This is a genomic window from Exiguobacterium sp. AB2, assembly GCF_000696055.1.
GTDB lineage: Bacteria > Bacillota > Bacilli > Exiguobacteriales > Exiguobacteriaceae > Exiguobacterium > Exiguobacterium alkaliphilum.
In genome coordinates, this window is record NZ_JNAA01000108.1 from 1 (window position 1) to 12114 (window position 12114).

A 12114-nucleotide genomic window follows, 5' to 3' on the forward strand; every position below is an offset into this window, starting at 1 on the left:
CCGGAAACGGTTTCAGGCATATGTCAGATGGGGAAAAGTAAGTATTCTGACAAAAGGAGGGAACCAAGATGTGGAAGAAAGTGTTTGGTGTCTTGCAACGGATCGGGAAGGCACTCATGCTTCCGGTTGCGATCTTACCAGCAGCCGGTCTTTTACTCGCGTTCGGTACCGCATTCCAAAACCCTGATCTTGTCGCGCTCTTACCTTTCTTGGCAAACGATTCACTCGTCCTCGTCTGGCAGGTCATGACCGATGCCGGGGATATCGTGTTTGCCAATCTCGGCTTGCTATTCGCCGTCGGTGTCGCCATCGGGCTAGCCAACGGGGACGGGGTTGCCGGGTTAGCAGCTATCGTCGGGTATTTGATTATGAACAAAGTTATTAGCACGTGGAACGGGATCACTGCAGAAATCGTCCAAGGGGACCCACAGTATGCGACCGTGCTCGGGATTCCGACGCTCCAGATGGGGGTGTTCGGGGGGATTATCGCCGGTCTCGTCGCCGCATTTGCCTACAACAAATACTTTAACATCAAGTTGCCAGAGTTTTTAGGGTTCTTTGCCGGCAAACGGTTCGTCCCGATTGCGACAGCCGCATTCAGTTTGATTATCGGGATCGCACTCGCCTATGTCTGGCCGCCAATCGGGGTCGCGATTAACACGTTCTCGCGTACGATCATCGAAGCGAACGTGGCCGTCTCGGCTTTCGTTTTCGGTCTGGTCGAGCGTTCGTTGATTCCGTTCGGGCTTCACCACATCTGGTACTCTCCGTTTTGGTTCCAGTTCGGTGAATATACGAACCAAGCTGGTGACCTCGTCCAAGGGGACCAGCGCATCTTCTTCGCGCAGCTTCGTGACGGGGTCGAGTTCACAGCCGGGACGTATATGACCGGGAAATTCCCGTTCATGATGTTCGGGTTGCCAGCTGCCTGTCTCGCGATGTATCATACCGTACCGAAAGAACGTCGGAAAAACGTCGAAGGGCTCTACTTCTCGGCGGCGCTCACGTCGTTCCTTACAGGGATCACTGAGCCGGTCGAGTTCTCGTTCGTCTTCGTCGCACCGCTCTTGTTTGCGATTCACGCCGTCTTCGCCGGTCTATCCTTCATGACGATGCACTTACTAAACGTCAAAATCGGGATGACCTTCTCGGGCGGATTGATTGACTATCTATTGTTCGGGGTGTTGCCGAACCGGACCGCATGGTGGCTCGTCATCCCGGTCGGTCTCGTATTCGCCGTCATTTATTACTTCGGATTCCGTTTCGCGATTCAAAAATTCGACTTGAAGATTCCGGGTCGTGAAGCCGCGGTCGAAGGGAAAGAAGGGCGTACTTCCGTCGGAGACGATTTACCGCATGAAGTACTTGTCGGTCTCGGCGGTCCAGAAAACATTAAACACCTTGACGCTTGTATCACACGTCTCCGTGTCACCGTCAATGACGTCAAACAAGTCGATAAAGGGTTGTTGAAAGACCTTGGGGCGGCGGGTGTTCTCGAAGTCGGAGATAACATTCAAGCCATCTTCGGACCGAAGTCCGATACGCTCAAGTCTCAAATCGCTTCCATCATTGAAGGTGGGGAATATCGCGGGAAAGAAAAACCGGTCGTCACGTCAGGCACATCGAACCCAAAAGAAGAAGGATTCTTAGCGCCGATGTCGGGAACGATTTTGTCGCTTGATGATGTCCCGGATCAAGTCTTCTCTGGGCGGATGATGGGCGATGGATTTGCGATTGAACCGAGTGATGGAAAAGTCGTTGCACCATTCACCGGCACCATCACTACCTTCTTCCCGACGAAACATGCCATCGGACTACTTTCAGACGATGGACGCGAGATTTTGATTCACGTCGGTCTAGATACCGTCAACCTGAAGGGTGAGGGCTTCGACGCCAAAGTGAAAGAAGGCGATCGCGTCAAAGCAGGCGACGTCTTATTAGAAGTCAATCTTGATTTGATTCGAGACAAAGTCCCATCCCTCATCACACCGATCATTCTGACGAACGGTGACGGGAAACAGGTCATCGTCTCGTACGGTGAGTCGATTGTCGCTGGAGAAGAACTAGATTTCCAAATCGTGGATCGCATCGAGTAACGTGTCTCGCTTTCTTTTGTACGCAGGCAAAACAAAAATCAGCTTCGTCTCGATGGGAGACGAAGCTGATTTTTTATAGTCGATTACTTTTTAATGTCAAACCTTTGACTGAGGAAGTCCACGACTTCTTCTGCCGTGTCCATGTTGAGCACTTCGTTGACGATTGCTTCTGTTTCTGACTTCGTCAAACGTTTCACGAGGCTACGTGCGCGAAGGACGCTTGAAGCCGACATCGAGAATTCGTCAAGACCAAGTCCGAGAAGGATCGGAATCGCGAGTTCTTCTCCAGCCATCTCGCCACACATGCCGACCCATTTTCCAGCTTTATGCGCTTCTGTGATGACGTTGTGGAGAAGGTTCAAGATGGCCGGGTTGAACGGTTGGTACAAGTACGAAACTTTCTCGTTCATGCGGTCCGCTGCCATCGTGTATTGAATCAAGTCGTTCGTGCCGACTGAGAAGAAGTCGACTTCTTTCGCAAACTGCTTCGCCATGACGGCAGTTGATGGAATCTCAACCATCATTCCTGTCTCGTAGTTGCCGACAGCGATGCCTTCCTCTTTCAACTTCGCTTCCTCTTCGAGAAGGAGTGCTTTCGCGGCACGGAACTCTTCGAGTGTCGCGATCATCGGGAACATGATGGCGAGGTCGCCGTGAGCCGACGCCCGGAGAAGGGCGCGGAGCTGAGTGCGGAACAAGTCCGTCTCTTCGAGGCAAAGGCGAATCGCGCGATAGCCGAGGAACGGGTTCATTTCTTTCGGCAAGTCGAGGTAAGACAATTCTTTGTCGCCGCCGATATCGAGTGTACGGATGACAACTTGTTTGCCTTCCATACCTTCGAGCACTGATTTGTAGGCGTTGTACTGTTCTTCTTCTGTCGGGAACGTCTCAGAGTCCATATAAAGGAACTCGGTACGGTAGAGGCCGATCGCGTCTGCTCCGTTTTTGAGTACGCCTTCAAGGTCGTTCGGTGTCCCAATGTTGGCCGCAAGTTTCACTTTATGGCCGTCCGCCGTGACCGACTCTTCGTTGACGAGTTGCTTCAATTCTTCTTTGTATGCTTCGAACGACTCACGTTTTGCAACGTATTCGTTGAGGAGCTCTTTTGAAGGATTGACGAACACGTCGCCTTCTGTTCCATCGATGACGACGACATCGCCATTTTTGATTTCTTCAAGTGCCACTTTCGTTCCGACGACAGCCGGGATTTCGAGTGAGCGTGACATGATTGCCGAGTGAGATGTACGTCCGCCAATGTTCGTTGCGAACCCTTTGACGTACTTACGGTTAAGTTGTGCTGTGTCAGATGGCGTCAAGTCTTCTGCGATGATGATGACTTCTTCAGAGATTGAAGCCGGTGTCATGAATGTCACGCCGAGGATGTGGGCCATGACGCGTTTTGTGACGTCACGTACGTCTGCTGCCCGCTCACGCATGTACTCGTTGTCCATTGATTCAAAGATCATGATCATCGTCTGCGCGACTTCGTCGAGTGCTTTCGCAGCGTTCATGTGTTCGCTTTCAATTTTCTCGTTCACTTGAGAAACAATCTCTGGATCTTCAACGATGAGCAAGTGTGCCGAGAAGATCTCAGCCTTGTCTTCGCCGAGCTCACGGAGTGTGATTTCGCGAATTTCTTCAAGTTCGACTTTCGATTGCGCGATTGCCGCATCGAAGCGAGCCTTTTCAGCTGCTACATCCTCGATTTTGTTCGTTGGGATGTCGAATGAAGGTGTTTCCATGACGAATGCTTTTGCAACTGCGATTCCTGCAGATGCGCCAATACCTTTAATGTGTGACATAAGCGTAGTCCCTCTCTTCAAAGAAATAGTGTGTTTCCGACGTTACCTCGTTAGTTCTTACCCGAAATGAAAAAGGAATTAACGAAAACGTGGAAGATTAGAGTAGCAACGGTCTGCGACTAGGGGAAGCCTCGACCGAACAAAATGGCCTCACCTCAACTGTGAGGGATGCCGGATTGCGTACTTACCTATCCTATCATAAAATAAATCGTCGTCACAACGAGGAGATAGCGCTTGAATTCGAAGATTTCTTGACTCTTGCGCATACCGTTTCATTATTTCAGAGAAGTTCGTTATGCTAACTATATATAAAGAAGGGAAGTGGCACATATGTATCAAGTGAAAGAGCTAGATTGGAACGGGTCGTACGAGACAATCGTGGTCGGAATCGGGGCGGCCGATACGATTGAGGAAGGACTCGACACACTTTATAACGGGCGCGTCAAGTCGCTCATCCAAACCGCTGACATCTCGACGAAGACAGGGGAAGTCTCAATCGTCCCGACGTTCGTAGGTTCAGTGAAGCGCGTCGTCTTCGTCGGCCTCGGACAACGAAACGACATCACGACGGAACAGATGCGCAAATGGTTCGGCAAAGTCGCCAAAGAAGTGAAGACACGAGGATTCGCGGACGTCGCCATCGCCCTCGAGATGTTCGGTGCTTCCGGTGAGCTTTTCGCTGAGGCGTATGAGTTGGCCACGTATGAGCATCCTACATACAAATCGAACCCGAAATCGGCCGTGGCTGACGTGACGATCACCCTTTGTGGTGACGTCGACGAGGCCGCGGTCCAAAGAGGCGCGGCAAGAGGCCGTGGTGTGAACATCGCCCGTTCGTTGACGATGATGCCGGCGAACATTTTGACGGCCGAAGCACTCGCTGACTATGCGGTCGAATTGGCGGAGCGGAACGGATTCAAGCATCGTATCCTCGACAAGGAAGAGATGGAGGGGCTCGGGATGGGGGCGCTCCTCGCCGTCAACCAAGGGTCGACGTTGCCGCCGAAGCTGATCGTTCTCGAATATAACGGCGCAGGGGAAGACGCGCCGATTGCGATCGTCGGGAAAGGCGTCACGTTTGATACGGGCGGTTACTCGATTAAACCAAAAGACGGAATCGTCGGCATGAAAGGCGACATGGGCGGTGCGGCGACGGTGCTCGGCTTGTTCGAGACGCTTGCGACGACGAAACCTGCCGTCAACGTGCTCGGTGTCATCCCGGCGACAGACAACATGATTTCAGGTGATGCGTTCAAGCCGGATGATGTCATCACGGCGATGAACGGGAAGACGATTGAAGTGTTGAACACGGACGCGGAAGGACGCCTCGTCCTCGCGGATGCGGTGACGTTCGCGAAGACGTATGAGCCACAAGCAATCATTGACGTGGCGACGCTCACGGGCGGTGTCCTCGTCGCACTTGGTACGGAAGTGACGGGCTGTTTGACGAATGATGATTCGCTCTATGGTGCGCTCGAGACGGCGAGCCGGGAAACGAACGAGCTCGTCTGGCAGATGCCGTACTTTGACGTGTTCATCAACCAAGTGCGGAAGTCGGAAGTGGCCGACTTGAACAACTCGCCAGGCCGTTACGGGCATATGATTTTCGGTGGCGCGTTCGTTGGTGAGTTCGTCGGCGACACGCCGTGGCTTCACCTCGATATCGCCGGCACGAGCGATCGTGCTACGGCGAACGAACTCGGTCCAAAAGGACCGACGGGCGTCATGGTCCGCACACTTTCTACTTTACTCGACGGGTGGAATCGGTGAAACTAGGATTGGGATTGGGATTGGTTGGCCTTGCCGCTCTGACCGGATTCGGTTACACGGCTTGGCCATCCCAATGGTTGTTAGGGATCACCGTGTTTTGTGCGGTGTTCGGGATATTGGTTTTCATGCAGGAGGTACGCCGTGGTAGGAGTAGGAATTGATGGGGCACGCGGGAGCTGGGTACGCATCACGTACGATAGCATCTCGCTTTGTCTGACCATCTCAGAGCAGTTAGAAGATTTGTTAATCGATGGGGCCGTCCATTTCGTCGACATGCCGAAAACGTTAGGTACGGTCGCACAACCGGATCGAGCGTGCGATGCGTATATGCGATCAGAGTTGACGAAGCGGAAGTCGTCCATCTTCACCCCGCCGATTCAAGAGGTGTTAGGAGAAGCGACGTACGACGCGGCGAACACGATGAGCCGCGAGCTCGTCGGAAAAGGAATCAGCAAGCAGGCGTGGAACCTCACGCCGCGCATCCGTGAGTTCCAAAAGCTCGACCGTGACGACGTGTACGAGTCGCATCCGGAAGTATGCTTTGCCGTGATGACCGGGCAAGAGGCGCAGTTTAGTAAGAAGACGGCGGAAGGCGAAGCGGAGCGGATTGAAATGCTTCGCCGTTACTCGAACAGTTCCCCGTGGAAGTGGAAGATGTCGAACGTGCAGGTCGACGACATTATCGACGCCTGTATCCTCGCCGTCGCTGCTTACGAGGCCGGTACGACAGGTATTACGACGGTGCCAGACCAAACTGAAGGCGCGCCTTACGTGGCGGTCCCGACAAAGAAAGAGCGATGATGCGTCATCGCTCTTTTGGTATGGGCGCGGGGCCGATGATGAAGCGCCAAATGTAGTGAAACACTTGGGCGTTGTATAACGCCTTGAGCAAGACGGCGAACACGGGTCCCAAGATGAAGCCGAGGACGCCGAACAGTTTCAACCCGATGAAAATCGAGACGAGCGCCGCGAGCGGATTCAATCCGATATGCGAACCGACGATTTTCGGTTCGGCCAAGTTGCGCTGCACGATGACGATCAAATAGAGAACGAGCACGCCGATGGCGACGAACCAGTCACCCGTGATGGCGGCATAGGCCGCCCACGGAATCAAGAGCGTGCCGACCCCGAGATACGGCAACAGGTCGAAGAAGGCGGCGAGGAGCGCGAACGAGAGTGGGTTGTCGACACGAAGGATGAACATGCCGACGAGGACGATGACGAACGTGATGGAAATGAGCGTCACTTGGGCCCGGGCGTAGCCGAACAAGGCGGAGCGCAAGTTGAACATGACGGCCTCGAACTCTTTGAACCCTTTGCGTTCATTCAACCGTTCGATTTGGCGCATGTAAGACGGCCAATCTTTCGTGATGAAAAACCAGGCGAGCACGATGACGATGAAAAGCAACAAGACGAGCGGTAAAGCGCTCAGTAATCCTTGAAGCGTGCCGGCGATGCCGCGAGACAAGACCCCGATTGCCGCGCCGAGCTGGACGCCGAGTTCCGTGATTCCACCTTCGATTGAAGTCGTCTGGCTCGGGTTGAGCTGTTCGAGGCTGTCGTATGCGTCATTGACGAGCGGGGCGATGCGTTCGTTGAACACACGCTGAGCAAAGGTCGTGAACGTCTCGATTTGACCAGGAAGTTTTTCCGCAGCGATCGTGGCGTAGCGAATCAATTGCGAAATGACGATCATGATCATCCCGGTCACAATTCCGATGACGATGAATAGCGAAGCGAGTGTCCCGAGGGCGCGCGGTAGATTCACCTTTCGTTCGAACCAATTGACGAGCGGCACGGTCAACAAGGACAACAAGAAGGCAAGAACGAAAGGATAGGTGTACTGAAATAGGATGCCGAGTACCCAAATGACGGCGAAGGTACCAAGTATGACGAGAATAAGCCGAACAAGTTGCCAAAGTTTTGCGGATGACATGAGGCGTTACCCCTTTCCGTACAATTCGATTGAGCATAGTATACCATGGGGCCGGTTAATAGAGCAGAAGGATAGGTGAAGGAAATGAGAGAAATTCAACAACAAGTCGATCAGATGATCATTCATTTAGGTGGCTATTGGCGACCGCTGTCGGGCCTGGCTCGATTATTAGAAGAGGTGGGGGAAGTCGGTGCGGCTCTTTATGAAGACGATCGTACGGCGCTCGTCGAAGAGCTTTTAGACGTATTCGTCATCTCGACGTGTTTGGCCAACCAGTATGCGATCGCACTCGAGGCGCCAACGAGTCACGATTGTGACGTTCCGGTCCATGTGACGTATTACGCACTCGTTCGCGAATCTGGGGAAGTCGCCCGCATCTTAAACGCCTACGAGGGCGACAAGAAGTTGAAAGCGACGGCGACACCGGGGGCGCTCCAAATGCATCTTCAAGGCGTACAACAGGCGGTCTTCTCGATTGCGGGAACAATCGGACTCGACGTAAATGCTTCCATCGGGGCGCTCGTCGAAGCAAAATCGTCCCGGGACTTTGGTCGATTCGATCACACCCCGGATCCGATTACGGAAAATTCTGTCCGTACGTACCCGCGACGAGTCGAAGGGCGATATTGGGGTGGAATTGAGGCTAAAGAAAACGAAACGTTCGACCGATATATTGAACGAGAATATAATTTACGTCGCTTTTTAAAGATTGCTTCTGTCGAGGGACTCGACGGGTTCGTCCTTTGTCCGCCAATATCAGGGTGGAACTTGTCGACGATTAAACAGGAGCTTTCGAATGTAAAGGTGACGGAAGAAAAATATGGAAATGGGAATTACATCATCATTCGACAAAGTAACTAAAAACTATTCCCCTTTTTATCAAAAATATTCATCTTTTTTTCAAATACTTACTTTTTTTTAAAAAGCATTATGCTAATATGAAGTTGTTGTTAGTAGTAAGTAGCGCGAGAGGAAAGGAATATTTTGAATGAAAATGAAGCTATTAAAGGTTGCCCTCATTCTTTCGCTTCTCTTGTTCGGCGCCCAACAGCCAACGGTTGAGGCCTCGACTTTAGATGGCGAGACGACTGTCAACTTGAACGTCCGCTCGACAGCGAGCACAACGGGAACGCTCATTACGACGTTGCCGAAAGGTACGAAAGTGAAATATGGTACTCATAACCAATCATGGCATAAAGTGTATCTAAACAATCGTACATACTATGCCTCGGCGCAGTACATCAAACCGTTAGCGCCGGCTCCAATCACGACACAAGCGGCATCATCGACAGGTGTGACGACGGAGAACTTGAACATCCGTGTCACGTCCCACCGCGATGCGCAAATCGTGACGACGCTCAGAAAAGGGACGGAAGTCCAGTATGCCGCCCATAACACGTCTTGGGTGAAGGTCTTCTTAAATGGCAAGACGTATTACGCGGCGAAAGCGTATATCGCCCCGAAAGTCGTCACCGCGACGCCACAAAAACAGACGGGCTACACGAACCGGACGATCGAGTTGTTCAACCGAACGTTGCAGACGTCTCCGGTCGTCAAAACGATTCCGGCTAACCGTACCGTCACGTTCAGCATCCACAACTCGAGCTGGTCGGTCATCTACGAAGGGACGAGCACGTTCTATACACCGACCCGCGGCATCACGGCCGGAACACTTCAACCTTCGGTGACGAAAGAGAACGGGTATGCGAACCGTGAGATGAAGTTGTTCGAGACGCGCAATCAAGCTTCAAAAGTCATGAAGGTGCTTCCAATCAACTCACCGGTCGTATCGAGTAAATACAACTCGAGCTGGTCGGTCGTCTATGACGGGAACGCCACGTACTACACACCGACGGCATGGATCACACCTGGTCCGGCACCGGTTCAACCACCGACGACGACGACGCCTGAACCGGCAAAAGTGCAAGGTTATGCAAACCGCAATGCCAACTTGTTCGGTCAGACGCATCAGAGCTCACCGGTACAACTCGTCTTGCCGCAATATACGGCTGTGACGTATAGTGCCCACAACTCGAGCTGGTCGGTCGTCTATATCGGGACGAAGACATACTTCACGCCGACGTCTTGGTTGACTGCCGGTAAAGCCCCGGCCGCACCAGCTCCGGCACCGCAAGGAAAAGTGTATACGAACACGCCAGGTGACGCGTTGAACGTACGTTCAGCTGCCACAGTAAACTCGACGGTTCTCGGGAAGTTAGCACATGGAACAGAAGTTGAACATTACGGTTTGACGAGCGGATTCTATAAGATTAAATACAACGGCCGTGACGGGTTCATCTCGGCAGGATTCACGATGGCGACGAAGCCATCTGTCTCAAAAGGACCAGTTATCGTGATTGATCCGGGGCACGGTGGGAAAGACCCAGGTGCGTTGAACGGATCGCTTTACGAAAAGACAGTCGTTCTCGATGTGTCAAAACGTATCGAATCGTACCTCAGTTCAAAATATAACTACCAAGTACGTTTAACCCGTTCGACTGATATTTATTACACGCCACAACAACGTCCGACAATCGCACGAGATCTTCGCGGTGAATTATTCGTTAGCATTCATGCGAATGCATCAACAGATAAGACAGCGAATGGAATTGAAACGTTTTACTCAGGTTCGACATCTCAAAGTGCTCGTAGCCGTGTATTGGCAACGAACATTCAAAACAATCTTGTTTCGAGTATGTCAGGAACCGGCATGCGGAACCGTGGTGTGAAGACGGCTAACTTTGCTGTTATTAACCATAGCTTGATGCCATCAGCACTCGTTGAGCTCGGATTCATCACGTCACCGACGGATGTCGTCCACCTTCGCAGTGAAGCGTCACGCCAACGGATGGCGCAAGGGATTGCGGAAGGCATTGCCCAATACGTAAGAACTTATTATTGATCCGTTTCTGCTCGCGCAGGACAGCGAACCCTCGACGAAAATCGTCGAGGGTTTTTCTGTATACGAAAACAGGAGCTCCTTCTCACGAAGGAGCTCCTGTTTGTTAGAGGTCGTCGAAGCCGTTGGCGTCGGTGACTTTCGCGTAAGAGCGTGATTTTTGTTCGAAGAAATCAGATTTCGTCGCATTGAGCGAGTCGTCTGAATAGGCGCGAATCCAAGGCATGACGTCTTCGTTGAACCCCTCATACAAGTCGTTCAATCCGATTACCCGGAGCCGTTTGTTGGCGAGGTACTTCACGTAGTCGCGCATCTCGCTCACGTCAAGTCCATCGAGGTCGCGGAGCACGTACTCACACCACTCAATCTCTAAGTCGACCGCTTCTTTCATCGTGTCGTAGACGAATTCGCTGAAGCTGCCGTCTGCGTCAATTTGTGGGTTTTCCGTCAAGACGGCGCGGAGCAACTGGCTGACGAAGTAAGAATGTTGCATCTCGTCACGCTGGATGTAACTGATCATCGTCGACGTGCCGACCATCTTCTGGTGGCGGGCCAAGTTGTAGAAGTAGGCGAAGCCTGAGTAGAAGTTGATTCCTTCAAGGATAATCGAGGCGACGAGCGATTTCGCGAACGTTTCGGCCGTCTGTTCTTCGCGGAACTCTTCGTACAAGTCCAAGATGAATTGATTGCGTTTCATGACCATCTCGTCGTCTTTGGCGATATCGAAGATTCGATTTTGTTCGCTGAGCGGAACGAGGCTCGAGAGGACGTAGCTGTACGATTGGTTGTGGACGACTTCTTGTTGCGCGATGACGGCGAGCACGGCGTGCACCGACGAGTCTGACGAGAACATCGAAGACTCAAGGATGTAGCGCGTCTGCACCGAATCGAGAATCGACAATAAGCCGATGATGCGTTTGAACGCATCCTGCTCGCGTTCGCTCAACTGCGGCCATTGTTGCATGTCTTTTGACATCGAAATTTCATCTGGAATCCAGAAGTTTGAGAGCAGTTGCTTATAAATCGTATAAAATTGCGGATAGGCGATGTCATTCCAGTTGACGATAGAACTTGTCTCGCCCCCGATAATCGCTGTCGCCCGGTTAGGATGTTTGGGCGACAGTAGTTTGATCTTTTGAATGGTCATTGGCGTATACTCCTTCTTCGGCGTTTCGTGCCAACCGTTCGGCCCAGTGTCGGACGTTGTATGGTTGGTTGCGCGGCGACTGTTCAATTTTAAGCAGTTCACCGGCGAGGGGAATCCCGTATTTAGACAGGTGGTACGCCATCTCGTCGACGGCCCGGCAGAAGTGGACGAACATTTTGTCCCCGGTACCGAAGACGGCCGCTTGGCGAATCGGCACGTTAAGTTCTTTTAAGACGAGACGGAACGTGTCTTTCATCTCATCTGGCAACACGCCGTCGGCCCACGTGTACGAACCGAAATAGACGAGGTCGTACGATGCGAGGGCAGCCGCCTCGCGATGCCCGATTCGGTCCGACTCGAACAGGGCGACATGGTCGCCTCGTTCGATATGGGCCGTCTCAACGAGTGACGCGACTTCTTCCGTATTTCCGCTCATTGAACTGTAGACGATTGCGACGTTCATG

The 12114-nt window shown here is 52.4% G+C and carries 9 protein-coding genes; 5 read left to right on the forward strand and 4 right to left on the reverse strand.

Annotation, left to right across the window (positions count from 1 at the left end):
• The first annotated feature begins 68 nt into the window (after window positions 1-68).
• Window positions 69-2096, forward strand: a complete 2028-nt coding sequence (ptsG, locus tag DI14_RS12715) for a glucose-specific PTS transporter subunit IIBC (RefSeq protein ID WP_034809145.1) — start codon at window positions 69-71, stop codon at window positions 2094-2096.
• A gap of 83 nt (window positions 2097-2179) precedes the next feature.
• Here ptsG and ptsP read toward each other — a convergent pair whose 3' ends face one another.
• Complete coding sequence (gene ptsP / locus DI14_RS12720; protein ID WP_034809146.1) at window positions 2180-3898, reverse strand: phosphoenolpyruvate--protein phosphotransferase; 1719 nt, start codon at window positions 3896-3898, stop codon at window positions 2180-2182.
• 330 nt (window positions 3899-4228) lie between these two features.
• Between ptsP and DI14_RS12725 the strand changes: the two genes are divergently transcribed.
• Window positions 4229-5668, forward strand: coding sequence for a leucyl aminopeptidase (locus DI14_RS12725; protein WP_034809147.1), 1440 nt, complete (start codon window positions 4229-4231; stop codon window positions 5666-5668).
• Between the two features lie 141 nt (window positions 5669-5809).
• Window positions 5810-6469: a DUF429 domain-containing protein gene (locus tag DI14_RS12730; RefSeq protein ID WP_034809149.1), complete on the forward strand. Its 660-nt coding sequence runs from the start codon at window positions 5810-5812 to the stop codon at window positions 6467-6469.
• Between the two features lie 4 nt (window positions 6470-6473).
• Here DI14_RS12730 and ytvI read toward each other — a convergent pair whose 3' ends face one another.
• Window positions 6474-7604 carry a sporulation integral membrane protein YtvI gene (ytvI, locus tag DI14_RS12735; protein ID WP_034809151.1) on the reverse strand — a complete coding sequence of 377 codons (1131 nt, stop codon included), beginning with the start codon at window positions 7602-7604 and terminating at the stop codon, window positions 6474-6476.
• 84 nt (window positions 7605-7688) lie between these two features.
• Here ytvI and DI14_RS12740 point away from each other — a divergent pair, with 84 nt between their 5' ends.
• Window positions 7689-8465 carry a MazG nucleotide pyrophosphohydrolase domain-containing protein gene (locus DI14_RS12740; protein ID WP_034809153.1) on the forward strand — a complete coding sequence of 259 codons (777 nt, stop codon included), beginning with the start codon at window positions 7689-7691 and terminating at the stop codon, window positions 8463-8465.
• Between the two features lie 127 nt (window positions 8466-8592).
• The gene (locus DI14_RS12745) at window positions 8593-10506 is read left to right on the forward strand and encodes an N-acetylmuramoyl-L-alanine amidase (protein ID WP_034809155.1); all 1914 of its coding nucleotides are present in this window, start codon (window positions 8593-8595) and stop codon (window positions 10504-10506) included.
• A gap of 103 nt (window positions 10507-10609) precedes the next feature.
• Here the strand turns inward: DI14_RS12745 and DI14_RS12750 are convergent, their stop codons facing one another.
• Both DI14_RS12750 and DI14_RS12755 read right to left on the reverse strand, forming a co-directional pair.
• Window positions 10610-11650: a ribonucleotide-diphosphate reductase subunit beta gene (locus DI14_RS12750; RefSeq protein WP_034809157.1), complete on the reverse strand. Its 1041-nt coding sequence runs from the start codon at window positions 11648-11650 to the stop codon at window positions 10610-10612.
• On the reverse strand, window positions 11607-12113 hold the full coding sequence (locus DI14_RS12755) for a flavodoxin domain-containing protein (protein WP_034809159.1): 507 nt from the start codon (window positions 12111-12113) through the stop codon (window positions 11607-11609). The genes DI14_RS12750 and DI14_RS12755 overlap by 44 nt, the downstream gene beginning before the upstream one ends.
• Window position 12114: the final 1 nt, after the last annotated feature.